The 25,933-nt window shown below is 70.8% G+C and carries 20 protein-coding genes and 1 pseudogene; 12 read left to right on the forward strand and 9 right to left on the reverse strand.

What is annotated here, in order from left to right:
• Window positions 1-8: 8 nt before the first annotated feature.
• The 3 genes from ACFU95_RS15310 to ACFU95_RS15320 all read right to left on the reverse strand — a co-directional run bounded on the left by ACFU95_RS15310 (window position 9) and on the right by ACFU95_RS15320 (window position 5,275).
• Entirely contained in the window at window positions 9-1,016 is a 1,008-nt protein-coding gene (locus ACFU95_RS15310; RefSeq protein WP_383827228.1) for a (-)-alpha-amorphene synthase, read from the reverse strand.
• Window positions 1,000-2,484, reverse strand: a complete 1,485-nt coding sequence (locus ACFU95_RS15315) for a cytochrome P450 (protein ID WP_383827231.1) — start codon at window positions 2,482-2,484, stop codon at window positions 1,000-1,002. The genes ACFU95_RS15310 and ACFU95_RS15315 overlap by 17 nt, the downstream gene beginning before the upstream one ends.
• Window positions 2,485-2,782: 298 nt before the next feature.
• On the reverse strand, window positions 2,783-5,275 hold the full coding sequence (locus ACFU95_RS15320; protein ID WP_383827234.1) for a penicillin acylase family protein: 2,493 nt from the start codon (window positions 5,273-5,275) through the stop codon (window positions 2,783-2,785).
• 120 nt (window positions 5,276-5,395) lie between these two features.
• Between ACFU95_RS15320 and ACFU95_RS15325 the strand changes: the two genes are divergently transcribed.
• Window positions 5,396-6,895 (forward strand): acyl-CoA synthetase, encoded by a 1,500-nt coding sequence (locus ACFU95_RS15325; RefSeq protein WP_383827236.1) that lies wholly within the window; start codon window positions 5,396-5,398, stop codon window positions 6,893-6,895.
• A gap of 18 nt (window positions 6,896-6,913) precedes the next feature.
• Here the strand turns inward: ACFU95_RS15325 and paaK are convergent, their stop codons facing one another.
• Window positions 6,914-8,209 carry a phenylacetate--CoA ligase PaaK gene (gene paaK / locus ACFU95_RS15330; protein WP_383827239.1) on the reverse strand — a complete coding sequence of 432 codons (1,296 nt, stop codon included), beginning with the start codon at window positions 8,207-8,209 and terminating at the stop codon, window positions 6,914-6,916.
• 134 nt (window positions 8,210-8,343) lie between these two features.
• On the opposite strand from paaK, the gene ACFU95_RS15335 reads away from it, so the two are divergent.
• The 3 genes and pseudogenes from ACFU95_RS15335 to ACFU95_RS15345 form a co-directional block, all read left to right on the forward strand.
• Complete coding sequence (locus tag ACFU95_RS15335; protein WP_383827242.1) at window positions 8,344-8,646, forward strand: hypothetical protein; 303 nt, start codon at window positions 8,344-8,346, stop codon at window positions 8,644-8,646.
• Between the two features lie 64 nt (window positions 8,647-8,710).
• Entirely contained in the window at window positions 8,711-9,577 is an 867-nt protein-coding gene (locus ACFU95_RS15340) for an alpha/beta fold hydrolase (RefSeq protein WP_383827244.1), read from the forward strand.
• Window positions 9,578-9,666: 89 nt separating this feature from the next.
• Window positions 9,667-9,885: pseudogene (locus ACFU95_RS15345) on the forward strand (cation:proton antiporter regulatory subunit); the annotation flags it as partial.
• On the opposite strand, the gene ACFU95_RS15350 reads toward ACFU95_RS15345, so the two are convergent.
• The 3 genes from ACFU95_RS15350 to ACFU95_RS15360 form a co-directional block, all read right to left on the reverse strand.
• Window positions 9,852-10,277, reverse strand: coding sequence for a hypothetical protein (locus ACFU95_RS15350; protein WP_383827247.1), 426 nt, complete (start codon window positions 10,275-10,277; stop codon window positions 9,852-9,854). The pseudogene ACFU95_RS15345 and the gene ACFU95_RS15350 sit on opposite strands and share 34 nt — an antisense overlap.
• 138 nt (window positions 10,278-10,415) lie before the next feature.
• Window positions 10,416-12,206 carry a sulfatase gene (locus tag ACFU95_RS15355; protein WP_383827502.1) on the reverse strand — a complete coding sequence of 597 codons (1,791 nt, stop codon included), beginning with the start codon at window positions 12,204-12,206 and terminating at the stop codon, window positions 10,416-10,418.
• 203 nt (window positions 12,207-12,409) lie between these two features.
• On the reverse strand, window positions 12,410-14,038 hold the full coding sequence (locus ACFU95_RS15360; protein ID WP_383827250.1) for an acyl-CoA synthetase: 1,629 nt from the start codon (window positions 14,036-14,038) through the stop codon (window positions 12,410-12,412).
• A gap of 178 nt (window positions 14,039-14,216) precedes the next feature.
• On the opposite strand from ACFU95_RS15360, the gene ACFU95_RS15365 reads away from it, so the two are divergent.
• From ACFU95_RS15365 to ACFU95_RS15390, 6 genes are all read left to right on the forward strand, one after another.
• Window positions 14,217-15,017, forward strand: coding sequence for a crotonase/enoyl-CoA hydratase family protein (locus ACFU95_RS15365; protein ID WP_383827253.1), 801 nt, complete (start codon window positions 14,217-14,219; stop codon window positions 15,015-15,017).
• Window positions 15,018-15,168: 151 nt separating this feature from the next.
• Entirely contained in the window at window positions 15,169-16,134 is a 966-nt protein-coding gene (locus ACFU95_RS15370) for a Zn-ribbon domain-containing OB-fold protein (RefSeq protein ID WP_383827256.1), read from the forward strand.
• Window positions 16,131-17,180 (forward strand): thiolase domain-containing protein, encoded by a 1,050-nt coding sequence (locus tag ACFU95_RS15375; RefSeq protein ID WP_383827259.1) that lies wholly within the window; start codon window positions 16,131-16,133, stop codon window positions 17,178-17,180. Before ACFU95_RS15370 ends, ACFU95_RS15375 begins: the two co-directional genes overlap by 4 nt.
• On the forward strand, window positions 17,177-18,343 hold the full coding sequence (locus ACFU95_RS15380) for a thiolase domain-containing protein (RefSeq protein ID WP_383827262.1): 1,167 nt from the start codon (window positions 17,177-17,179) through the stop codon (window positions 18,341-18,343). The genes ACFU95_RS15375 and ACFU95_RS15380 overlap by 4 nt, the downstream gene beginning before the upstream one ends.
• A gap of 118 nt (window positions 18,344-18,461) precedes the next feature.
• Window positions 18,462-18,704, forward strand: a complete 243-nt coding sequence (locus ACFU95_RS15385; RefSeq protein WP_383827265.1) for a DUF397 domain-containing protein — start codon at window positions 18,462-18,464, stop codon at window positions 18,702-18,704.
• A 135-nt stretch (window positions 18,705-18,839) separates the two neighbouring features.
• Window positions 18,840-19,778, forward strand: a complete 939-nt coding sequence (locus ACFU95_RS15390) for a universal stress protein (RefSeq protein WP_383827267.1) — start codon at window positions 18,840-18,842, stop codon at window positions 19,776-19,778.
• Between the two features lie 14 nt (window positions 19,779-19,792).
• Here ACFU95_RS15390 and ACFU95_RS15395 read toward each other — a convergent pair whose 3' ends face one another.
• Window positions 19,793-20,719, reverse strand: a complete 927-nt coding sequence (locus ACFU95_RS15395) for a phosphotransferase family protein (RefSeq protein WP_383827270.1) — start codon at window positions 20,717-20,719, stop codon at window positions 19,793-19,795.
• Window positions 20,720-20,881: 162 nt separating this feature from the next.
• Here ACFU95_RS15395 and ACFU95_RS15400 point away from each other — a divergent pair, with 162 nt between their 5' ends.
• Both ACFU95_RS15400 and ACFU95_RS15405 read left to right on the forward strand, forming a co-directional pair.
• Window positions 20,882-21,379 (forward strand): hypothetical protein, encoded by a 498-nt coding sequence (locus ACFU95_RS15400; protein WP_383827273.1) that lies wholly within the window; start codon window positions 20,882-20,884, stop codon window positions 21,377-21,379.
• Between the two features lie 230 nt (window positions 21,380-21,609).
• A complete protein-coding gene (locus tag ACFU95_RS15405) occupies window positions 21,610-23,844 on the forward strand; it encodes a glycoside hydrolase N-terminal domain-containing protein (protein ID WP_383827504.1) in 2,235 nt (744 codons plus the stop codon).
• A 4-nt stretch (window positions 23,845-23,848) separates the two neighbouring features.
• Here ACFU95_RS15405 and ACFU95_RS15410 read toward each other — a convergent pair whose 3' ends face one another.
• Window positions 23,849-25,747, reverse strand: coding sequence for an N-acetylmuramoyl-L-alanine amidase (locus tag ACFU95_RS15410; protein ID WP_383827276.1), 1,899 nt, complete (start codon window positions 25,745-25,747; stop codon window positions 23,849-23,851).
• Window positions 25,748-25,933: the final 186 nt, after the last annotated feature.

Genomic DNA, 25,933 nt, shown 5'->3' on the forward strand with positions numbered 1-25,933 from the left:
GCGGAGGCTCAGGGAATGGCGGATGCCGCCATCGTGTCCGCGTACCGAGGCACGGTGCGGGACCAGAAGTAGCATCCGGGGATCCAGCCGGCCATTCCCTCCACATAGCCGACGCCGGCCGGGCTCAGCTCCGGCCTGATCTCACCGTAGAGCTCCTCGAACTCGCCGATCGTGCCGTTGATGCGCCGGATGGCCAGCGTGACGGCCTCCGGCAGGGAGCATTGGTGGGCGCGCTGGTAGTCGAGGGCCAGATTGATCACGCCGCCGGCCCGCTGCTCCTTCACGGCGGAGAACAGGTCGGCTGTCCACACCGCCGCGTCGACCGACAGGCGCCCCAGGCGCCGCACGACGGGATGCCGGAGTTCCTCCGGGGCCAGCTCGTACGGCTGCGCGGCCTCGCACAGCGGGTGGAACGGCTCGATCCCCGCGATGAGGGAACGTATGGACCGGCAGAGCCCGCTGCCCACAGGGGCGGAGTGGGTCTGGGCCACCGCTTCGTACAGCAGACCGTGCACGTACTCGCGGCTGTTCCACGCCCACCGTGCTGCCTGAGCGGGTGTGCACCGCTCCTGGACCTGCCGTTGGAGATCGGCCAGGGCGGCCCCGAGAGGGCTCTCGGGCCGTTGTCCGTCCCGCAGGATCCTGACGCTCTCGCTCAGCATGGGCAGCAGTCGACCGGGCCGCTGAAGGCCGACGTCTTCCGCCCGGTCGTCGAAGATGAACTGGTAGGCGATTTGGTTGGCCATGATCTGGAGGAGGCCGGAATCCACGGTCGGGCTGTTGTAGGCCGCCAGTTCGGCGGGTCGGGTACAGGAGATCATGGCCGCTACTTCCGGCTCGTCGGTGAGCCCCCATGTACGCAGCCACGCGTCGACTCCCGCTGCCGCTTCGGATGCGTGGGGATTGCTCTGGAACGGGAAGGGCATGTAGAGGTTCGCGTCGATCAGTTCCCGCAGATTGAGGGCGGGAATCGCGCGCGGTGCGGTCAACGCGATTTCCTCATGCGTCGTGGACATCGTCGCCACCTGCCGTTCGGGGGTCGTGGGCGCGAGGGGTCGGCGTTGCCCGGGGGACGAGGGAGGGCGCCCGAGGAGCTGAGTCCACCGGGCGTGGTGCTCGCGGTTCGCAGACCATCACCAGACCCCTCGGCCCCAAGGACGCCGCGGGGCGCAGCCGTTCGACGTGTCCGGGCACATGGCGCAGCCGCCAGTGGCGGGAGATGAACGCGAGGGCCACCGTGGCTTCCGCCATGGCGAACGTGTCGCCGATGCAGTTCCGGGCGCCCGCGGCGAACGGGATCATCGCCCCGGGCGGGACCGCGGCGGCCCGCGTGGGCTCCCAGCGGCCGGGGAGGAAGCGGTCGGGTTCGGGGAACGAGGCGGGATCGTGGTGCAGGAGGTACGGGCTGTACAGAACGGTGGCGCCCCGGGGGAGACGCTGCCCGGCAAGAACCGTCTCCTCGGTCGTGACCCGGGTGAAGAGCCAGCCGGGCGGGCGGTGGCGCAGGGTCTCGGTGAGGACGTACCGGGTTCGGACGAGGCGCGGCAGCTCGTCGCGGCCGGGCGGCCGCCCCTCGGCGAGCACGACGTCGACCTCGGAGTGCACGCGGCGTTCCTCCTCGGGATGTCGCGCCAGGAGCTCGAAGGCGGAGGCGAGGCACAGGGAGGTGGTCTCGGCTCCGGCGAATATCAGCGTGAGCACCTGGCTGCGGACCTCCTGTTCGGTGATCGCCGCCGCTTCGCCGTCACTGCGCGCGGCCGCCAGCAGCACCCCCAACAGGTCGTCCCGCTCGCTGAGGGGATCGCCCCGTCGGCGCTCGGCGATGGCCGCGTCGACGAGCGCGCGCAGACGGGCGGAAGCGTGCAGGAATCGCCGGTTCGCGGGCGTGGGAATCCGGAACAGGGCATCGACCGGCACCACCGTCCGCAGGAACAGGCCGCGGACGATGGTGACGAGGCACCTGTGCATCTCGGCGGCCGTGGCGGAGTCGAGCGAGTCGGAGAAGAGAACGCGGCTGATCACCCGTGCCGAGAGCGTCAGCATGGTCGCGCTGATGTCGACCTGCTGCCCCGCCCGCCACTCACGGCACACCGACTCCACCTCCTCGCCCATGAGTTCCGTGTGTTCGGCGACACGGGCCTTGCGAAAGCCGGGTTGGAGAAGCCTGCGTTGCCGCCGATGGGCCTGATGAGGGCAGGTGCCGACGCCGTCGCCCAACAGCGTCCGCAGCCGGTCGTAGAGCGGGCCGCCCTTGTCGAAGGTGCGCGGGTCCATGAGGACCTGGTGGACCAGCTCCGGGTGGCAGACCACCCATGCGCGCAGTGGACCCAGGCGTATCTCGACCAGATCCCCGCGAGCGGGTAAGGAATTCAGAAAATCCAGCGGGCGCCGGAACAACGCGATACCGTGGCTGACAGTGGGGAATATGCCCGGTGCAGTCCCCACCGTCCATCCCTGCTCTGGGTCTGGCGCAACACGACTCATCGAAAACCCCTGCCTCAATCGGCACACACGAAAGTCGGTGGATGTCCCACCGATTTGACGTTCGAGTCATGTACTGCCCAGTTCAACCGGCCTGCGGTTTCGTGAATCCTTTCTGCACGGGGGCGCACGGGGGCACGGAGACGCAGGAATGAAGCATTCGGCCGCATCGCTTTTGCGAAGCCGAGGAATAGTTTCGCGTCGTGTGGTCCCGCCCCATGTGGTCCCGCCCTATGTGGTTTCGCCCTTTGTGGTCCCGCCCCATGTGGGGCGGGACCACGTGGAACAGGACCACACTCCCTCAGCGTTCGCGCACGCGGACGACCTTCAGGGCGGGCGAGGACAGGATGTCCTTCTCGCAGAACCGTGCGGTCACCCACTTCTCGCCCGAGAACAACCGGGTCTGGTCGCGGAAGTGGGGCGAGTTCGGGTTCGAGGACTGGGAGTACGTCAGGAGCGTACGGGCCACCGGGCAGCGTCCGCCGTCCCAGCCGACCGCCTGGATGTGGCTGGAGCCGGTCGAGACCTCGGTGTAGCCGCCCTGCGCCGCGTTCCACACCGGCTCGACCTTGTTCCACACACCCAGGCCCTCCGTGCCACCCGGAACGGGGACGCGCTGACCGTTCCGTACGACGAACTGGTGCTCGCCCAGGCGGGAGTCGAGCGCGATGCCCGCCGCGCGGAGTTCGGCGACCGCGTCCGCGAGGGCCGTGGCGAAGCCGGGGGCGTCCGTGTCGAGCGTGTTCGGCGTGCGTACCGGGTCCGCCGGGGAGAAGGGCACCTTCCACCGCTGGGCGGCCGGCACCTTCGCCGTCAGCTTCCGCCAGAAGCGGTCGAAGAGCAGGGCTCCCCGGCTGCCGGTGTCCATGGTGCGATCCCAGGACGCGAGCACCGAGCAGGCTTCGCTCACGTCGACCGCCCTGCCGTCGCTGCCCGTCGCCGTTCCACCCGGTAGTACGGCACATGCCTTCGCCGTGTCGGCGGCGGCCAGGTGGGCGGCGGGCACCCGGTTCGTGAACTGCTGGCGCTCCAGGTCCCGGACGGTCAGACCGCCCCGCTCCGCCATCGCCGCCACGTCCTCGATCGCGCCGCGGGTGCGCAGCGAGCGCTGTGTGCCGATGTTGCCGAAGACCCGCTCGTATCCGGTGAGCGGACGGTCGGCGTTGGCCAGCCAGGCGCTGTCGTTGGAGTTCTCCGCGTACGGCGCGTCCTTCAGCGTCGGCATGCGCGCCGGACCGAAGATGCCGGGCTGGACGGCGTCGGCGTCGCGGCCCAGGGCGCAGTCGCCGCGGGCACCGTCGAGGACCGCGAGGCCCGCCGCCGGGTAGGTGGTCCTGCCGAGGTCGGTGGAGCAGCGGGCCGCTAGGTCGTCGGTGATCCGGGGCAGGACCTGCGACTGGGTGTAGAGGGAGTGTCCCGAGGCGTCCGCGGCGATGGTGTTCACCCAGGGGAGCCCCTGGTTCCGGGCGAGGGACGCGAGGACGTCGGCTGTGCCGCGGGCCTTGCTGAACCCGAGTGAGGTGTTGCCGAACCGGAGGTTGGCCGCGTTGGGGTCGTTGAGCGCGTATGCCGTGGTCGAGGTCCAGGGCAGCGGGAGTTCGCCGTCGGTGGAGGCCACGACCGGGCCGTACCGGGTCCACCACTGGGTGTGGGTCACCGGTGCGCCGTCCCTGACCGTGACGGTCACCGTCCGCTTCTTCATCCGCTCGCGTTCGCCGTCCACGAGGTAGACCGTCGGGTCGGCGGGATCCAGCGTCAGACGGTGCAGATTGAACGGGACGCCGGTCGAGACGGTGTGGCTCCACGCCACATGGGAGTTGTAGCCGATGGACATCGTCGGCGAGCCGAGCAGCGCGGCGCCGGCGACGTTGAGCTCGCCGGGAATCGTCTGCTGCGCCTGCCAGAAGCGGCGGCCGCCGTGCCACGGGTAGTGCGGGTTGCCGAGCAGCAGACCGCGGCCGTTCGCCGTGGTGTCACCGCCGAAGGCGACCGCGTTCGAGCCCATGTCCGCGTCGGCGGTCCGCTCGCGCACCGCCCGTATCAGGGCGTCGGCGTCCGGGGCGGCCCCGCTGTCCTTGCCTGCGCCGGTGGATCCGGTGGATCCGGTGGATCCGGTGGATCCGGTGGATCCGGTGGATCCGGTGGGCGGCTGGGCGCCGGTGATGTCGTCCACGGCGCCGCCCTGGCCGCCGAGTACGGCGATGGCGTAGAAGCGGGTCGCCACATCCAGCGGGGTGACCGGCCGCACCCAGGCGGCGCCCTCGCAGGCGGGGTCGGTGATCCGTTTCTGCTTCAGCCAGGAGTTGTACCCGGTCGCGAAGCCCCGCATGAGGTCCCTGACCTGGCGGCTCGGGCCGCGCGGGGCCGGCTGGGCGAGGAGCTTCTCCACCGTGCGGGTCTGGCGTACGCCGCGGAAGTACAGGTCGCTGGAGAGGTTCCTGGTCGCCGAGGACAGCGAGAAGTCGGTCGCCGCGTCCGGTCCGAAGAACCGTGAACGCTCGCCGCGCACGGTCACGAACCCGTCCGCGAGCGTGCACACCTGGTCGGCGGCCTGCGCCCAACCGGTGCCGAAGCCGAGGGACCTGTAGTCGTCGGCGACGATGTGCGGAATGCCGTACTCGGTATAGCGGACCACGGCGGACAGACCACCGTGCGAGAGCTGTTCCTGCCGGTCCTGCCGGTCCTGCCGGTCCTGCGGGCCCTGCCGCTCGGCCGCGGCCGCGGGCAACAGCCCGGCCGTGGTGGCGAGCAGGGCGACGGCCGCGACGACGAGCCGTCTGGGGCGGGTGCGCATCGTGCCTCCCAACGTCATTGAGGGAAGGAACCGTTGAGCATACCAACGGGTATGTGTCCTCGGCCGGGTGTCCGGTGTCAGCCTTGACCCATCTGTTCGGGAGACCGAGGATCATGTGTCATGACGCCAGGACACGGCAGCACGGTTGACGGAGTGCTGCGCCGCAGCGCCCGACGCACCCCGCAACGCACCGCGGTCGAGGACCGCGAACGCGCGTGGACGTACGAGGAACTCGACGAGGCCGTCTCCCGCGCGGCGAGCGTCCTGCTCGGCCAGGGCCTCACCCCCGGCGACCGGGTCGCGGCCTACGGCCACAACTCCGGCGCGTATCTCATCGCGTTCCTGGCGTGCGCCCGCGCGGGCCTGGTCCACGTCCCCGTCAACCAGAACCTCACCGGCGACGACCTCGCGTACATCGTCGGCCAGTGCGGCAGCTCGCTGATCCTCACCGACCCCGCCCTGGCCGGCCGGCTCCCCGACGGCGTCCCCACGATGCCGCTGCGCGACGCCGACGACTCGCTGCTGGCGCGGCAGGCCACGGCGCCCGCGTACGACGGCCCGGAGGCGCGCGGCGAAGACCTGGTCCAGCTCCTCTACACCTCCGGCACCACCGCCCTGCCGAAGGGCGCGATGATGACCCACCGCGCCCTGGTCCACGAGTACCTGAGCGCGATCTCCGCCCTCGATCTGAGCGCGGGGGACCGGCCCGTCCACTCGCTGCCGCTGTACCACTCGGCGCAGATGCATGTGTTCCTGATGCCGTATCTGGCGGTCGGCGCCACCAACGTCATTCTGGAGTCGCCCGACGGTGACCGGCTCTTCGACCTGATCGAAGCCGGGCGTGCGGACAGTCTGTTCGCCCCGCCCACGGTCTGGATCGGCCTCGCGGGCCGCCCCGACTTCGCGACCCGGGAGCTCGACGGACTGCGCAAGGCGTACTACGGCGCCTCGATCATGCCGGTGCCGGTCCTGGAGCGGCTGCGTGAGCGATGGCCCGAGCTGGCCTTCTACAACTGCTTCGGGCAGAGCGAGATCGGCCCGCTGGCCATGGTGCTGGCCCCGGAGGAGCACAAGGGCCGGATGGACTCCTGCGGCCGTACCGTGCTCTTCGTCGACGCCCGGGTGGTCGACGAGGACGGCGAGGAGGTGCCCGAGGGCACCTCCGGCGAGATCGTCTACCGCTCCCCTCAGCTGTGCGAGGGCTACTGGGACAAGCCCGAGGAGACCGCCGAGGCCTTCCGCGACGGCTGGTTCCGCTCCGGTGACCTCGCCGTGCGGGACGCGCACGGCTACTTCACCATCGTCGACCGGGTGAAGGACGTCATCAACTCCGGGGGCGTACTGATCGCCTCACGTGAGGTCGAGGACGCGCTGTACACACACGAGGGTGTCGCGGAGGTCGCCGTGATCGGCCTGCCCGACGAGCGCTGGATCGAGGCCGTCACGGCGGTAGTCGTCCCGCGCGGCGAGGTGAGCGAGGCCGAACTGATCGACCACGCGCGCGTGAAGCTCGCCCACTTCAAGGCGCCGAAGCGGGTGAGGTTCGTGGAGGAGCTGCCGCGCAACGCGAGCGGGAAGATCCTCAAGCGGGAGCTGCGGGATCGGTTCGCGGGCGACTAGGGCGCCCGCGCTCGGCGGTCAGCGGGGCCGCAGGTCCTCGATCCGGCGGATCTTGCCCACGGACCGTTCCAGCGACTCCGGTTCGACGATCTCCACCGCCACCGACACCCCGATGCCGTCCTTCACGGCCGCGGCGATGGTGTGGGCGGCGGCCTCCCGGACCTCCGGCGACGCGCCGGGACGAGCCTCCGCGCGCACGGTGAGGGCGTCGAGCCGGCCCTCCCTGGTGAGACGCAGCTGGAAGTGGGGTGCCACGCCCGGGGTCCGGAGCACGATCTCCTCGATCTGGGTGGGGAAGAGATTGACCCCGCGCAGGATGACCATGTCGTCACTGCGGCCGGTGACCTTCTCCATCCGCCGGAACACCCGCGCGGTCCCCGGCAGCAGCCGCGTCAGGTCCCGGGTGCGGTACCGGACGACGGGCATGGCCTCCTTGGTGAGCGAGGTGAAGACCAGCTCGCCCTCCTCGCCGTCGGGCAGCACCTCGCCGGTGATCGGGTCGACGATCTCCGGGAAGAAGTGGTCTTCCCACACATGCAGCCCGTCCTTGGTCTCCACGCACTCCTGAGCGACTCCCGGCCCGATCACCTCGGACAACCCGTATATGTCGACCGCGTCGATCGCGAACCGCTCCTCGATCTCTTGGCGCATCTGCTCGGTCCAGGGTTCGGCCCCGAAGATGCCCACGCGCAGGGAGGTACCGCGCGGGTCGACGCCCTGTCGTTCGAACTCGTCCAGGAGAGTGAGCATGTACGACGGCGTCACCATGATGATCTCGGGCTTCAGGTCCTGGATCAGCTGGACCTGGCGGGCCGTCATGCCGCCGGACGCGGGGATGACCGTGCAGCCGAGCCGCTCGGCACCATAGTGTGCGCCGAGCCCACCGGTGAACAGCCCATAGCCGTACGCCACATGCACCTTGTCGCCGGGCCGCCCGCCCGCCGCCCGGATGGACCGGGCCACCATGTCGGACCACAGGGAAAGGTCGGCATCGGTGTAGCCGACGACCGTGGGACGCCCGGTGGTGCCGCTGGAGGCGTGGATACGGCGAATACGGTCCTGCGGCACGGCGAACATCCCGTACGGGTAGTTCTCACGCAGGTCGGCCTTCGTCGTGAACGGGAAGCGGGCCAGATCGGCGAGCGAGCGACAGTCGTCGGGCCGTACGCCGGCCTTGTCGAAGGAGTCCCGGTAGAACGGCACGTTGTCGTACGCGTGCCGCAGCGATGTCCGCAACCGCTCCAGCTGCAACGCCCGCAGCGCCTCCGGGGCGAGCCGTTCCCCCGAGTCCAGCCGCTCCGTCGCATCCGCCATGGGGACTTCTCCCTCGCCGACCACGCCAATCAGGACGACCGATCATTCGGTCCGGGTGTTCGGGATCAGTAATCCAGGCGGTGATCGATCAGGCAAGGGGACGGGCCGTACTTTCTGCGCGCCAGGCCGCCAGAATGGTGTGCGTGGACCTGCGACCAGAGCTGCTCCCCGCCCCGGTGCCGCAAGCCCGGCTGCGGGAACTCAGCCGTGAGATCGAGCGGATCGAGGACCTGCTGCACGGCGGCGAACAGGCTACGGCGGTCCGAAGGGCCCTGGAGCACGGGCCGGAGGAGGACCACTACCTGCTCCTCTTCGGCACCAACGTCACGCATCCGTCGGCCTCGGACCTGATCCTCCGCCCGCCCGCCGGCCTGGAAGGCGCGTCCGCCGAGGAGATCGTCGACGCGGCCCTGGCCCATCGGCCCGTCGCCCTGTGAGGACACCCCCCCCTGAGGACAACCCCGTTGCGGCGCGAGCGGCCGGCGGTTCAGGATCGGCACCATGCCGATCTTCACCGCCGCCGACGGGACCCAGCTCGCCTACCACCTGCGAGGTGAGGGCGAACCGCTCGTCGTCCTGCCCGGTGGGCCGATGCGAGCTTCTGCCTACCTCGGTGACCTGGGCGGACTGGCGGCGCACCGGCAACTGGTACTGCTCGACCTGCGCGGAACGGGAGACTCGGCGGTGCCGGCGGATCCAGCCACCTACCGGTGCGACCACCTGGTGGACGACGTAGAGGTGTTGCGCGCCCACATGGGGCTGGCCCATATGGATGTGCTCGGGCACTCCGCGGGCGGGAGCCTCGCCATGTTGTACGCAGCCCGCCATCCGGAGCGGGTGGCGCGGCTGGCGCTGGTGACCGCGACGCCGTGGGCGTTGGGGATGCCGGCCACGGCCGAGGAACGGCTGACCGCCGCCCGGGCGAGGGAGGGGGAGCCGTGGTTCACGGAGGCGTTCCCGGCGTTCGAGGCATGGCTGGCCGGGACGGGCGACTTCGACCCCGTGTGCGCACCCTTCTCCTATGGTCGTTGGGACCATGTGGCCCAGGCACACGACGCGCGCGCGGACGACGAGTTCAACGACGAGGCCTTCGACGTCTACGGCTCCGACGGGGCCTACGACCCGCCTACGACCCGCTCCCGGCTCGCCCGACTCGCCGCCCCGGTGCTCGTCCTGGCGGGCGAACTCGACGGAGGCCCCAGCCCCGACCTCGCCCGCCGCACCGCCGACGTCTTCCCGGACGCCGAACTCGCCGTGCAACCCGGTGCCGGGCACTATCCCTGGCTCGACGACGCGGAGTGGTTCGTACGGCGTCTCGTCGCCTTCCTCGCAAGGAGCGAGGGAGACGCCTCGGCACCGGTCCGGTGAACGCGGCCGGACGCGTCCCGTTGTAGAACGCTCGAGCGCCTACCGCTCCGACGATCCCGACGCGCGCGCTGTCGGTGCGGCTCACCCCCGGTGAGACCCGGATGCGCACCGAGACCGGCGTGTCCATCGTGGCCGCATCGCGCCGCGCCGAGGCCACCCCCTCGCCGGCGCCGGACTTCCGGCCGGCCGGCGGCGACGCCCTGATCGTGATCGGCACCCCCGAGGACGGGCCGTGCAACGGCCGGGGCGGACGGCCGAGAATCGCCGGCGTGCTTCAGCGGCTGAACCGACGTCGGTACACGACGTAACCGGCGGCCAGAGTCACCGCGCCGACGGCCAGGCCGGCCCCCAGTGCCACCTCGAAGTCCGCCGGCCCCGTGCTACCGCCGAGGCCGCCCCTGACCCCCTGAGTGGGGAGCAGGGAGCTTACGGGGACTGGCGAGCGTACGGGGAGCGGTGATGAGACGGCGGCGTCGCGGCGGGGCAGGACCTCACAGGCGACGCCATCGTCCACGCCCCGGTCCCGGTCCAGCCGACGGTGGTCGTCGGGGGCCCGGTTGAACTCCGCCTGGGCGTCTTCCTGGAAGGCGAAGTCTCCGCAGTCCATGTCGCTCCCGGCATGGGCGACCTGGGCCGCCGGGCCGGCAGTGACGAGGACGGTGATCGCGGTGGTGCATATGGCGCGGATACGTCGCTTCACGGGCGCTCCTTCTCGGTCCTGCGGTCTCGACGACCGTCATTGCGACCGTAGGGACGCCACCCGCGCACCGGCGCGCCCTGCTACGCCATACGACTGCTCCGCACCTCGGAGATGCCCGATCGGCCCAACCCCGGATGCTCAGTCCTTCCCCGGCCCGTAGGCCGTGAGGAAACGGTCACGGAACCTGTCCATGCCCCAGGTCGGAGCGTTCTCGGCGGGCTTGAGACCGTCCGTCCAGTTCCAGTCGGCGATCCTGTCGAGGACCTTCTGGTCGCGGGCGACGATCGTGACGGGGACGTCCTTGCTCGTGCTGCCGGCGGTGACCGTCGGGACGGGCTGGTGGTCGCCGAGGAAGACGAGGACCGTGTCGTCGGTGCCGTAGCGCTCGACCCACTCCGTGAGGCTGTGCAGCGAGTACTCGATGGCGCGACGGTACTCGGTGCGAACGCGCTCGGGGTCCTTCCAGACCTCCTTGGGATCGGTGCCCTCCTTCTTGATCTGGTGGAAGACCGATCCGTCGCCGAGGTCGTCCCAGTCGACCATGCGGGCGATGGGGGACCAGGGGTTGTGGCTGGAGGCCAGGATGATCTCCGCCATGATCGGCTCGCGGTCCTTCTTGCCGTGCTCCAGACGCTGGAAGGCCTCCAGGCTGAACTGGTCGGGCACGGGCGTCCAGCTGAAGTACGGGCCCTGATAGCCCAGGTGCTCGGAGTCGTAGATGTGGTCGAGGGCGAAGTACTCGCCCTCCGGCCAGGCCCGCCGCACCCCGGGCACGACGCCGACCGTGCGCCAGGCGCCGGTCTTGCGGAAGTAGCTGTTGAGCGTCGCGCGGTCGCTGGTGGTCAGACTCCGGTACCGCTGCTGGTTCTTGATCCAGAGACCGGACAGGAAGGTGGAGTGGGCGAGCCAGCTGCCGGCCCCCGTCACCGGCGACTTCAGCCACGCGCTGCGCGACTGGAACCCCGCCGCCTTCAGGTTGCTCGTCCCTTCCTTGAGCGCCGCGTCGATCTGCGGTGCCATCGCCGGATCGTCGATCGCGACACGGCCGTAGCTCTCGATGAACGTGAACAGGACGTCCTTGCCGCGCAACCCCGTGAGCAGCTGGTCCGGCGGCGTCTTCGCGAAGGCGTCCACGGCCGCCTGCTTCTGGAAGACGCGTCCGTCCCTGAGCCCCGCCTGTACCTGTTCGACACGGTTGTTGACCAGGTCGGCGTTGCCCTTGGTGGCCAGTGGGACGCCGGTGATCTGGATGCTCAGCGTCATACAGGTGATCCACGCGGTGCCCAGGATCAGCGTGGTGCGGGCGGCGACGGCACGGTTTCTGACCATGAGGTTCGTGACCCGCACCATCGCGAGCGTCATGAGGACGAGGACGGCGACGAGCAGCGCGATCACGCCGACGACCGCGAGTACCTGGCCGGTCCGGCCGAAGGACTCCCGGACGAACTCCGCCGCGTCGTCGAGCAGGATCCAGTCCAGGACCAGATCGAAGGGGCGGGCCAGCACCTGGTAGAAGCCCATGTCGACGAACTTCAGCACGGTGAGCAGCCCGAGGAGCGCACCCGAGACCACCGCCATCAGCCGCCGTGACCGCGGTGGCAGCGCCAGCAACAGGCCCGCGATCAGAATCCCCTCGGCCGGGAGGCGGAAGAACGCCTCGGGAGTGAGCCGTTCGATCTGGTTCGGCACGAGGAGCGCGAAGAGCAGGAGCGCCCCGGCCAGGACGGTCGTCCCGAGCGTGACGCCGCGTGCCGTACGGGGGTAGCGGCGACGCCAGCCGAACCAGCCGGGGGACGGGGAGGAGCCGTCCACCTCCTCAGGGCGGGCCGGTCCGGCGTCGGCGGCCACCTCGGTCACGTCGCCCGGTTCGGTCGCCCCGGTCGCCTCAGTCGATTCGGTCGCCTCGACCGTCTCGGCCGCCTCCCCCACCCGGGGAGTCTCGACGGTCTCGACCGGCTCTGTCGTCCTCGCTTCTTCCGTCGCCTTGGTTGCTTTGTCTGTTGCCTCCTGCGACACCCGGAGGTCCTCCCGTGCGGTCTTGCGATGGCATGGCAAACAGCGCCCGATGACCGAGCCTGCCACCACGAGTACGTCCGCACGTCACCTTAGGTTCAATCGAACCTGACCGGAATTCACCCGTCCGCCGTCACCGCCACCTCGCGCGCCCACCGGTAGTCCGCCTTGCCGCTGGGTGAGCGCCGGATCGTGTCCGTGAGCACCAGCTGACGGGGGATCTTGTATCCCGCGAGGCGGGAGCGGCAATGCGTCTGGATGTCCGCCAGCGACGGTCGCACGGCACCCGGGCGCAACTGCACCACGGCCGCCACGTGATGCCCCCACTTGGCGTCCGGCACCCCGGCCACCAGCGCGTCGTACACATCGGGATGGGACTTGAGTGCCTGCTCGACCTCCTCCGGGTACACCTTCTCGCCCCCGGTGTTGATGCACTGCGAGCCGCGGCCCAGCACGGTGACGACGCCCTCCTCGTCGACCGTGGCCATGTCGCCCAGCAGGACCCACCGCCGGCCGTCCTTCTCGAAGAAGGTCTCGGCGGTTTTCCCCGGGTCGTTGTAGTAGCCGAGCGGCACGTGGCCGCACTGCGCGACCCTGCCCACCTCACCCACGGCCACCGCCTCGTGCGTTGCCGGATCGACCACCCTCGTACGGGAGTTCACCCGGATGCGGAAGCCGCGCTCGGGACCGGAGTCCTCGGTGGCCGTACCGTTGAAGCCGGACTCCGAGGAGCCGAAGTTGTTCAGCAGCATCACGTTCGGAACCAGTTCCTGGAACTGGCGGCGCACCGTGTCGGACATGATCGCGCCGGACGACGACACGCTGAACATCGAGGAGCAGTCCGTGCCCTTCATCGGCCCGTTGAGCGCGTCGACCAGCGGCCGCAGCATCGCGTCCCCCACCAGCGACACGCTCGTGACCTTCTCCTTCTCGATCGTCCGCAGGACCTCTTCCGGGGCGAACTTGCGGTGGATGACGATGCGTTGGCCGAAGTTGAAGCCGATGAAGGCGGTCAGCGTCGACGTCCCGTGCATCAGCGGCGCGGTGGGGAAGAAGGTGATGCCGTCGCCGCCCGCCGCCACCCGCTCCGCCAGCTCCTGCGGCTTCTTCACCGGCTCACCGGTCGGCGCGCCCCCGCCCAGCCCCGAGAAGAACAGATCCTCCTGGCGCCACATCACACCCTTGGGCATTCCGGTGGTGCCGCCGGTGTAGATGATGAACTGGTCGCCACCCGACCGCGCCGGGAACCCGCGCTCGGGTGATCCGGCGGCCTCGGCGTCCGCGAAGGCCACGGCGGGCACGACCGGCCCCTGAGCCGAGCTGGCGGCCGCGGTGCCCACACGCACCAGATGCCGTACCCCCTGCACCTGCGGCAGCGCAGCCGCCACCCGGTCCGTGAACTCCGCCTCGAAGACCAGAGCCACCAGATCGGCGTCCCGGTAGAGATACACCAACTCCTCTTCGACGTAGCGGTAGTTCACGTTGACCGGCACGATCCGCGCCTTCAGGCAGCCCAGCACCGTCTGGAGGTACTCGATCCCGTTGTAGAGATGGAGCCCGAGGTGTTCGCCGGGGCGGATCCCGCTGTCGACCAGATGGTGTGCGATCCGGTTGGCGGCCGCGTCCAGCTGCGCATACGTCAGACGGCGCTCCGCGCCCGTGCCCGGGTGGTCGACGTACACGAGCGCCTCGCGGCCCGGCACCGCGTCGACGACCGACTCGAACAGGTCGGCAAGGTTGTACTCCACCGCTCCTCCTGACCTCGGCCACGGCCTGGCTCACCAACGGTTCGCCGGTCATCAGAGCAAAGGGCGGCCCAACTGTGAAGCCTGCGCGCAAAAGAATCTGACTGTCTGTCAGAAAACCCTTGAAGTGCCTTCGCGCCTCCTGCAACCTGTTCTCGTTCTGTCAGAGGGGAGACTGGTCATGGGTGGCACCGAACACCTCGCCGTGCGGCGCGAGGGCGCCACACTGGTGCTCACGCTCAACAGGCCCGAGGCGAAGAACGCGCTCTCGTTGCCGATGCTGGTCGGCCTCTACGACGGCTGGGTCGAGGCCGACGCCGACGACTCGATCCGCTCGATCGTGTTCACCGGAGCGGGGGGCAGCTTCTGCGCGGGCATGGACCTCAAGGCCCTGGCCGGGAACGGCATGGCGGGGCAGCAGTACCGTGACCGGCTCAAGGCCGACCCCGACCTGCACTGGAAGGCGATGCTCCGCCACCACCGCCCGCGCAAACCGGTGATCGCCGCCGTCGAGGGGTACTGCGTCGCCGGCGGCACCGAGATGCTGCAGGGCACGGACATCCGGGTGGCGGGCGAGTCGGCCACCTTCGGGCTCTTCGAGGTCAAGCGCGGCCTGTTCCCGATCGGCGGCTCCACCGTCCGTCTGCAACGGCAGATCCCGCGCACCCACGCCCTGGAGATGCTGCTCACCGGACGCCCGTACAGCGCTCGCGAAGCCGCCGGTATCGGCCTGATCGGGCACGTCGTCCCCGACGGCACCGCGCTGACCAAGGCCCTGGAGATCGCCGAACAGGTCAACGCCTGCGGCCCGCTGGCCGTCGAGGCGGTCAAGGCGTCCGTCTACGAGACCGCCGAGTTGACCGAGACCGACGGCCTCGCCGCCGAACTCAAACGCGGCTGGCCGATCTTCGACACCGCCGACGCCAGGGAAGGCGCCCGCGCCTTCGCGGAGAAGCGGCCACCCGTCTACAAGCGCGCGTAGCGCTGCGCCGGCTTGGGCCGGTTGGAAGCTTGCGGGCCGGATGCGGCCGGTCGCGTGGCTCCCCGCGCCCCTGACGGGGGCACACCGTACCGACGCCGCCGAGTCGCCGCCCGCCCAACGCACCGCGACCTCCGAAGGAGGCATCCCCCCGATGCCCGAAGTCCTCAAAGCTCCCCTCGTCGTCGAGTTCCCCTTCACCCGCTCCCTCGGACCCGTCCAGAGCGCCTTCCTCACCGGCCTGCGCGAACGCGTCGTCCTGGGGATACGGACCGGTGACGGCCGCACGCTCGTCCCGCCCGTCGAGTACGACCCCGTCACCGCCGAGGAGCTGCGCGACCTGGTCGAGGTCGCCCCCACCGGCACGGTCACCACCTGGGCCTGGAACCACGCCCCCCGCCGCGACCAGCCCCTCGACACCCCCTTCGCCTGGGCCCTGGTGCGCCTCGACGGCGCCGACACCGCCCTCCTGCACGCCCTCGACGCCCCCGGCCCCGACGCCGTGCACACCGGCATGCGGGTCCGTGTCCGCTGGGCCGCGGAACGCACCGGCGCCATCACGGACATCGCCTGCTTCGAGCCGTACGACGAGAGCCCGCACGACGGCCACACCGGTGAGCCGGCGAGTCACACCGGCGTGTTCGAGGACCCGGCCACCGGCATCGTCGCCCCCGCCCGCCTGGACTACACCTACTCGCCCGGCCGCGCCCAGACCGCTTACATCAACGCCCTGGCCGAGCAGCGGAACGTCGGTGAACGCTGCCCGTCCTGCCGCAAGGTGTACGTCCCGCCGAGAGGTGCGTGCCCCACATGTGGCGTGGCCACATCCGAACAGGTCGAGGTAGGTCCCCACGGCACAGTCACCACGTTCTGCATCGTCAACATCAAGGCTGCTCATACGGCGAATCTCGACATGGAAGTGCCCTACGTCTACGCCCACATCGCCCTCGACGGCGCGGGCCTCGCCCTGCACGGCCGGATCGGAGGCATCCCCTACGACCAGGTGCGCATGGGCCTGCGCGTCGAACCGGTGTGGACGCCGGGCGCCCGCTATCCCGACCACTACCGGCCCACGGGCGAGCCCGACGCGGACTACGACACCTACAGGGAGCTGCTGTGAACCGCGAGATCGCCGTCGTAGCCTTCGCACAGACCGACCACCGGCGCACCAGCGAGGAGCTCTCCGAGGTGGAGATGCTCATGCCCGTCCTGCACGACGTGCTCGCCCAGACCGGCCTGAAGACCACCGACATCGGCTTCACCTGCTCCGGCTCCAGCGACTACCTCGCCGGCCGCGCCTTCTCCTTCACCCTCGCCCTCGACGGCGTCGGTGCCTGGCCGCCGATCTCCGAGTCGCACGTCGAGATGGACGGCGCCTGGGCCCTGTACGAGGCGTGGACCAAGCTGCTGACCGGGGACGCCGACACCGCGCTCGTCTACTCCTACGGCAAGTCCTCACCCGGCCCGCTGCGCGACGTCCTGACCCGGCAGCTCGACCCGTACTACGTCGCCCCTCTCTGGCCCGACTCCGTCGCCCTGGCCGCCCTCCAGGCACAGGCCCTCATCGACGCCGGCGACACGGACGAAACCGCGCTCGCCGCCGTCGCCACCCGCAGCCGCGACGACGCCACCGCCAACTCCCATGCGCAGCTGAGGGGTTCGGTGCCGCCAGGGGAGTACCTCGTACGACCGCTCCGTACCGGCGACTGCCCGCCCATCGGCGACGGGGCCGCCGCCGTGATCCTCGCGGCGGGGGAGCGGGCCCGCGAGCTGTGCGGCCGGCCCGCCTGGATCCGGGGCATCGACCACCGCATCGAGGCGCACGGCCTCGGCGTCCGTGACCTGACCGACTCGCCCTCGACCCGCCTCGCCGCCGAGAAGGCCGGCGTGTTCGAACGACCCGTCGACACCGCCGAGTTGCACGCACCCTTCACCTCGCAGGAGGTCGTCCTGCGCAAGGCACTGAAGCTGGACGACGGCGTGCGCGTCAATCCCTCGGGAGGACCGCTCGCCGCCAACCCCGTCATGGCCGCCGGGCTCATCCGCATCGGTGAGGCCGCCGCCCGTGTCCATCGGGGCGAGTCCGACCGGGCGCTCGCGCACGCCACGTCCGGTCCCTGCCTGCAACAGAACCTGGTCGCCGTACTCGAAGGGGATCCGCGATGAGCAAGGAGCCCGTGGCCGTCGTAGGCATCGGTCAGACCAAGCACGTCGCGGCTCGCCGGGACGTGTCGATCGCCGGGCTCGTCCGGGAGGCCGCCCGCCGGGCGCTCGACGACGCCGAGCTGACCTGGGCGGACATCGACGCCGTGGTCATCGGCAAGGCGCCCGACTTCTTCGAGGGCGTGATGATGCCGGAGCTGTACCTCGCCGACGCGCTCGGCGCGGTGGGCAAGCCCATGCTCCGGGTGCACACGGCCGGCTCGGTCGGCGGATCCACCGCCCTCGTCGCCGCCAACCTGGTCGCCGCCCGCGTGCACGGCACCGTGCTGACGCTCGCCTTCGAGAAGCAGTCCGAGTCGAACGCCATGTGGGGGCTGTCTTTGCCGATCCCCTTCCAGCAGCCCCTGCTCGCCGGGGCGGGCGGTTTCTTCGCCCCGCACGTACGCGCGTACATGCGGCGCAGCGGCGCGCCCGACACGGTCGGCTCACTGGTGGCGTACAAGGACCGGCGCAACGCGCTGAAGAACCCCTACGCGCATCTGCACGAGCACGACATCACCCTGGAGAAGGTCCAGGCCTCGCCCATGCTGTGGGACCCGATCCGCTACTCGGAGACCTGCCCCTCCTCCGACGGCGCCTGCGCGATGGTCCTCACCGACCGGGCCGGAGCCGCCCGCGCGCCCCGCCCGCCCGCCTGGATGCTCGGCGGCGCGATGCGCAGCGAGCCCACCCTCTTCGCCGGCAAGGACGCCGTGTCGCCGCAGGCCGGCAAGGACTGCGCGGCCGACGTGTACCGGCAGGCCGGCATCGCCGATCCGCGCCGGGACATCGACGCCGTCGAGATCTACGTGCCGTTCTCCTGGTACGAGCCCATGTGGCTGGAGAACCTCGGCTTCGCCGCCGAGGGCGAGGGCTGGAAGCTGACCGAGTCCGGGGTGACCGAGCTGGACGGCGACCTGCCCGTCAACATGTCGGGCGGCGTCCTGTCCACCAACCCCATCGGGGCATCCGGAATGATCCGCTTCGCCGAGGCGGCCCTCCAGGTGCGCGGCCAGGCCGGGGAACACCAGGTGGAGGGCGCCCGCAAGGCACTCGGGCACGCCTACGGCGGGGGGTCCCAGTTCTTCTCCATGTGGCTCGTGGGCTCCGAGCCCCCGGACGCCTGAGACGGCTCCCGGACGGCGGTCGAGACGGCTCCGCAAAGGTCCCCCTCACGTGGCCTGTTGGCACTCGGAACCGATCGCTAGGCTGGCCCGCGGACGACGAATCGGGAGGAGCACGGACGTGGCCGAGAGCACCATCCAGCAGCAGCCGTTCACGGGCTGGGAGAAGCCGGAGCTGGACCTCAGCAGCGCCGATTGGCACTCGAGCAGCCGTGGCCTGGGGGATGTCCAGATCGCCTTTGTCGAGGGGTTCATCGCGATGCGCAACAGCGGCAGCCCACAGAGCCCGTCCCTGATCTTCACACCCGCCGAGTGGGGTGCGTTCGTCTCGGGTGCGAGGGAGGGCGAGTTCGACCTCACCTGACGCCGCCTTCGGGCCGATCCGGCGGTGTTCCGCCCGTTTTTCCGGACACGCGACCTTGACAACCCCTCTGGGGCCGACGCCTGAGCCAGGCTGGCCCCAGGAGGGGGGAAGGTCGTATTCCGGAGGTGAGAACCCATGAGCACCCTGCCGGTCATCGTGGCGGTCGACGGTTCGGACGACAGCCTGGTCGCGCTGGACTGGGCCTTCGACGCCGCCCTGGTGCGCGAGGCGCCGCTGCGGGTGGTCCACGTGTGGCAGTACGCCGCGTGGGCCAAGCCCGACGTCCTGCCCGCCGGGCGGCCGGTGCCGGAGGACGATCCGGTGCTCGACCGGGTGCGCCGGTATCTGGAGGCGCGGGTCGAGCGGCCGGCGACGGAGTACGTCGCCCTGGAGGGTGAGCCCGCCGCGGTACTGCCCGAACTGGGCACCGCCGCCCAGCTGTTGGTACTCGGCTCCCGGGGGCGTGGCGGCTTCGCCAGTCTGCTGCTCGGCTCCAACGGCATGGCCGCCGCTCGCGACGCCGGGTGCCCGGTCGTCGTGGTGCCCAAGCCCGGCCGCGATGGGGGCGCCTCCCACGACTCCCGGGCAGCGGGGGACCGTGAAGGGACGCCGATCGACCCGGGGCCCCGGGTCGTCGTCGGCCTACAGGCCGACAGCCCCGACGAGGCCACGCTGTCCTTCGCCTTCGCCGAGGCCGCCCTGCGCGGCGCCCGACTCCAGGTCGTCGCCGCCTACACCTGGCCGCTGCACGTCTGGACGGCGGCCACAGCCCAGATCGTGCCGCCGTCCCACGACCAGGACGCGGTCGAGGCCGAGACACGCACCCTCGCGGAGGGCGTCCTCGCCCCGTTCAGCGAGCGCCACCCGGAGGTGCGTGCCGAAACCCACATCGCGCCGGGCGACGCGGCGGGCCTCCTGGTCTCGGCCTCCAGGGACGCGAACCTGGTCGTCGTGGGCCGCCACAGACGCCGCCTCCTGGCCCCGGCCCGCATGATGGGCTCGGTGACCCACGCGGTCCTGCTGCATGCCGCGAGCCCGGTGGCGGTCGTGCCGCCCACGCCGGCGGAGGAGTGAGGACCCGGGCCCGGTCAGCCGGCGGTTCCGAACCAGGACTCGGCCAGGGACGGCAGTGTGGTGTCGGCCGGCGCGCCCAACTCCCGTAGGTACCAGGGGAGGTTGCTGTACACGTGCAGCAGTGTGTACGCGAGCAGCCGCGCCGGGTCGAAGCTGGTGCCGTACGCCTTTGTCAGCCGGGTCATCAGCCGCGGATCGCCACGGGTGACGAACAGGCCCACGCCGACGAAGTCGTACGCCCGGTCGCCGACCATGGCCGGCTCGAAGTCGAAGAGCCCGGTCAGTCGCCAGCCGTCGGGATCGACCAGGAAGTGCTGCCGCATGACCTCGGTGTGCAGCAAGGAGGGCTGTGGGGCACGCGGCAGTGGCACCGAGGCGAGGAACTCCGGTATCCGCTCCAGCCACTCGGCGGTCAGTTGGTGTCCGCGCTGCCGCTCCACCGCCCCGGCGCGCTGCCGGTCCACGAACGCGCCCCAGTCCCCGGGGCCGAGGAGGTCCCCGAGCGGACCGGGATCGACGGCGTGGAGCACGGCGAGGGCCTCGCCGATCTCACTGACGAGCCGCTCCTGGTGGGCGCGCGGAACGCGGTCCCAGGCACCGGCCAGGTTCTCGCCGCGCAGCCGGGACATCAGGACGTACCGCCAGCCGTTCTCGTACGGCCCGGCGTCGTGCACGAGCGGCGTCGGTACGGGCAGGCGCCCCTGGAGATGGGACAGGACGCGGCCCTCGGTCTCGCCGTCCCGGGCGGCCGCTTTGGGGAAGAGCTTGAGCACGTGCTCGTCGCCCACGGCGTAGACCGGCTGGGACCCGTCCGGGAAACGGGTCAGCGGCAGCCCGCTCAGACCGAGGCGGGCGCACAGGTCCTTTGCTCCCGGCCGCATCACGTTCTCGTCGGGGACGACGGTGTCCCATTCCTCGTCTGTTTCGACCGGGGGCAGCATGATCGCGACCGTAGGCGGCCCTATGTGGGAGGGCAACGGAGTTTCCTGGCGGCCGGCGACCCGTCGCGGAGCTCGGGGGACGCCGTGCGCATGTGTCGGGGCGCGGTCCTCGAACCCGTGCCCGCACATCACGCAACAGGCCCGGCCACGTACCATGGCGACATGTCGTTCCTCCGCCGCCGCAGCGCCACGCCCGCCGGGCCCGACTTCGACGTCCTGGCCATGGACCCGGGCGACTGGCCCGGCAATCTGGGCGCCGGACTGCTTCCTGCCCCCGACGGCAGCTGCCAGGGTGTCTTCCTGCGCTACGACCTGTTCGGCGGCCGCGGCCCCGCGATGATCATCGGCAATCTGCCGGAGGGCTCCCCGGCCCGTGAGATCGACGAGGGCGAGATCCCGTTCGAGGTCGCCCAGCTGCTGCTGGCGCTGGAGAACGACGAGGACGTCACCGTCGTCGGCAGCGAGGACGTGCCCGTGATGCAGGGCGACAACCTCCTGATCGTGCGCCGCCTGAAGCTCTCCGAGAGCCGGATCTCCTGCGTGCAGTTCGACCGCAGTGACAACGTCCTGGTCACCATCGCCGCCTGGGACCGCCCCATCACCGACGACCTGTACGCCCTTCTGAAGCCGCTGCCCGCGGAGCTCTTCCAGCAGGGCTGAGTCCTCCTGCCCGAGGCCCCGTTGTTCGGGGTTCCGCACATGTTGTCATGACCCTTGTCGCCAGAGTCATCGGACCTCTAGCGTCAAGGGTCATGTCGCATGAGCCGCATGAGATCACCCGCAGGATGACCCTGAAGGCAGCAGCCAGTACGGCCGGTGCGCTTACTCTGGGAGTGGGTGCCACCGAGGCTGTCGCCGCCGATTCCTCCGATGTATCGAGGGAGGCGTCAGTGCTCTGGTACGCCACTCCCGCCGCCGACTGGGAGCGCGAGGCCCTGCCCATCGGCAGTGGCGCGCTGGGCGCCATGGTGTTCGGAACCCTCGCCTCCGAACGACTCCAGTTCAACGAGAAGACCCTCTGGACCGGCGGCCCCGGCTCTGCCCAGGGCTACGACCACGGCAACTGGCGCGCACCCCGCCCCGACGCGATCACCGCCGTACAGGACGACCTCGACACGCGGACCACCCTCGACCCCGAGTCCGTCGCCGACCGGCTCGGCCAGCCACGGATCGGCTACGGCGCCCACCAGACGTTCGGCGACCTCCATCTCGACCTGCCGGGCGCGCCGACGGCACCCCCGGACGACTACCGCCGCGAGCTCGACCTCGACAGCGCCGTCGCCTCCGTCGTCCACACCCACCAAGGCGTCCGCCACCAACGGGACTTCTTCGCCTCCCACCCCGACGGCGTGATCGTGGGACGGCTCGCCGCGGACCGGCCCGGCAACGTCACCTTCACCCTGCGCTACACCTCGCCCCGCGCCGACTTCACCACCACCACGGCCGCGGGCACCCTGACCGTACGAGGAGCGCTCGCCGACAACGGGCTGCGCTTCGAGGCGCAGGTCCGGGTGCGTGCCCAGGGCGGCACCGTGACGTCCGACGCGGCCGGCACCATCACCGTGACCGGTGCCGACAGCGCCTGGTTCGTCCTGGCCGCGGGCACGGACTACGCCGACACCTACCCCGACTACCGCGGCCCGGACCCGCACGTGGCTGTGAGCCGCGCCGTGGAACGGGCCGGCGCCCGCTACGAGACGCTGCTCGTCCGGCACGTCCGCGACCACCGGGCGCTGTTCGGCCGCGTCGGCCTCGACATCGGACAGTCACTGCCCGCGGACGTCCCCACTGACCGGCTGCTGGCCACATACACCGGCGGCACCAGCGCGGCGGACCGCGCGCTGGAAGCCCTCTACTTCCAGTACGGCCGCTACCTGCTCATCGCCTCCTCGCGCCCCGGCTCCCTGCCCGCCAACCTCCAGGGCGTCTGGAACAACAGCACCACGCCCCCGTGGTCGGCGGACTACCACACCAACATCAACATCCAGATGAACTACTGGCTCGCCGAGGCCGCGAACCTGGCCGAGACGACGGAGCCGTACGACCGCTTCGTCGAGGCCCTGCGCGCGCCCGGACGCCGCACGGCGAAGGAGATGTTCGGCTCACGCGGCTGGGTCGTGCACAACGAGACCAACCCGTACGGCTTCACCGGTGTGCACGACTGGGCGACCGCCTTCTGGTTCCCCGAGGCGGCGGCCTGGCTCACCCAACAGCTGTACGAGCACTACAGATTCGGCGGCTCCACGCACTACCTCCGCACCACCGCGTATCCGGTGATGAAGGAGACCGCCGAGTTCTGGCTCGACAACCTGCGCACCGATCCACGCGACGGCACCCTCGTCGTCACCCCCAGCTACTCGCCCGAGCACGGCGACTTCACGGCCGGCGCGGCCATGTCACAGCAGATCGTCCACGACCTGTTCGCCAACACCCTCGAAGCGGCCCGGATCCTGGGCGACACGCCCGCCTTCCGCCGCCGCGTCGAAGACGCGCTGAACCGGCTCGACCCCGGACTGCGCATCGGCTCCTGGGGCCAACTCCAGGAGTGGAAGCAGGACTTGGACGACTCCACCGACACCCACCGGCATGTCTCCCACCTGTTCGCCCTCCACCCCGGACGGCAGATCGAACCCGGCAGCGAGTGGGCGGATGCCGCCAAGGTCTCCCTGACCGCGCGCGGCGACGGCGGCACCGGCTGGTCAAAGGCCTGGAAGATCAACTTCTGGGCCCGGCTGCGCGACGGCGACCACGCCCACAAGATGCTCGGCGAACAGCTCAAGTCCTCCACCCTGCCCAACCTCTGGGACACCCACCCGCCGTTCCAGATCGACGGCAACTTCGGCGCCACCTCGGGCATCGTGGAGCTGCTCCTGCAGAGCCAGTACGACGTCGTCGAGGTGCTGCCCGCCCTCCCCGCCGCCTGGCCGACCGGCTCCGTGCGCGGTCTGCGCGCCCGCGGCGGCGCCACCCTCGACATCGACTGGGCGAACGGCCGGGCGACCCGTATCGCCCTGAAGGCGTCCCTGACCCGGGAACTCACCGTGCGCAGCGACCTGTTCGAGGACGGTCGGCTGACCTTCCGGGCGGTCGCCGGTCGGCGGTACACCTGGGACAAGGAGGTGTGACACCTCAGGAGCCCGAGCGCAGCTCCCGGACGTCCGCCGCCCGCACGTACGCCACGCGGTGCCCGAACTGGATCTCGTAGTACTGGTCCTTGCCGACGACGACCCGGTGCGCGCCCTCGTCGAAGGTCACCGCGTAGTAGTACTCGCCCGGCACCTTGCCGCCCACCGCGTACCGCTGACCGGCCGGCAGGGTGTACGGCAGGGGTGACACGGCCTGAACGGGAACGTCCGCCGGATAGGCGGAGGCCTCAGGATAGGCCCGCCCGTACACCGGGACGCTCTTCACTCCGTCCTTCGGCGTCACCACGGGTCCGGCCGCGTCCACCGCGGTCGGGCTCTTCTTCGGGTTCTTGAACCACGCCTTCTGGCCCAGGTACCAGATCGCCGTCCAGTCACCGTCCCGGCCGGCCACCGCGTACTGCTGGCCGGTCGAGACCCGCGAGGACAGGTCGTTCACCCCGGTCGTCGGGGTCGAGCCCAGACCGATGTCCTTGATCAGGGGGTACGACTCACCGGGCCCGGAATACAGCCGCACGGCGCTCGAACCATGGGCGGCGCAGGGCTGGCCGGCGGAGACGCAGCCCGTGTACCGGGGCCGGTTGGTCGCGTAGTCGGGCCGGATCGTCACCAGGCCGCCGTCCGGGCCCGCGGTGGGGGCGAGGGGACGGCCGAGCAGCTCGAAGTAGTGCCGCCAGTCCCAGTACGGGCCGGGGTCGGTGTGCATCCCGCTGATCGTCGACGTGGTCGGGCCCGGCACGGTGTCGTGGCCGAGGATGTGCTGCCGGTCCAGCGGGATGCCGTACTTCTTCGCGAGGTAGGTGACCAGGCGGGCCGAGGACCGGTACATCGCCTCCGTGTACCAGGCGTCCGGCTTCGCGAGGAAGCCCTCGTGCTCCAGGCCGATCGACTTGGCGTTGACGAACCAGTTCCCCGCGTGCCACGCCACGTCCTTGGCCTTCACATGCTGGGCGATGTGACCGTCGGTGGAGCGCAGTGTGTACTGCCACGACACATAGGTGGGGTCCTGCACCATGGTGAGGACCCCTTCCCAGGCGCCCTCCGTGTCGTGGACGACGATGTAGTCGATGTCCGAGGAGGCGGGGCGGTCGGCCAGGTCGTGGTTGCCGTAGTCGTTGTCCCCGAACTGCTCGTACGGCGCCGGGATCCACTCGCAGGACACCGTCGTCGGGCACTCGGTCTCGCCCGCCTCGATCGTGCGCAGCCCTGCCCGCCGCAACTGCCCGGTGTCGGGTGAGAGGCGCGGCCGGGCGTCCAGGGTGACCACTTGGCCGCCGTCCGTGCGGCGTTCCTGACCGGTGCGCAGCACGTCGTAGACGTCGTTGGCGTACGCCGCCGCCGTCGCGGTGTCGTCGGCGCCGGAGAAGCGGGCCACCGCGCCGTACCAGTCGGCGGGGTCCGAGCTCAGCGGTTCGCCCAGCTCCTTCTGAGCGGCGACGAGCAGGGCGGCGCCGCCGGCCACGTTGGCCGCCGGGTCGGTACGCAGCCGCTTCGCGCTCAGTCCGGTCAGTTCGGCCGCCCTCGGCAGCGTGCTGAGGCGGGCCGGGATCGCGGAGGTCCGCGGCAGGACCGGTCTGGGGTGCAGGGGAGCGCGGGCGCTGTCGCCACGCGGGTCCTCCGAGCCCTCGCTGTGGTGCGGGGTCGCCGCGGCCAGGGCCGTACGGGCGTCGGTGAGGTGCATCGGGCCGTAGCCGCCGGTCACGCTGGGCGCCCCGCCGTGCGTGTCCCAGCGGGACTGGAGGTAGGAGACGCCGAGCAGGACGCTCTGCGGCACGTGGTACTCGGCGGCGGCGGAGGCGAAGGCCGATTGAAGGCGGTTCTCCGGGCCCCCGGCATCGGACGGGGCCGCGCCCAGCAGCGGGAACAGCAGTGCCGCAGCGGCCATGGCGGTGACGGATCCTCGCAAAACAGCCTCCAGGGACGGTCGGGCGCGATGAGCCGTGCGGGGCCGGGCGTGACTCCGTGGTACCGGCCGTCCGACGTTCCGTCAATCATGCCAAGGGTCAGGCGAATTCCCTTGCCAACCTGGGTTTCCGGGAGTTTCGTGGCGGCGGCCTCCGGACCGGCGGGG

The organism is Streptomyces sp. NPDC057623 (genome assembly GCF_042800355.1).
Lineage (GTDB): Bacteria > Actinomycetota > Actinomycetes > Streptomycetales > Streptomycetaceae > Streptomyces.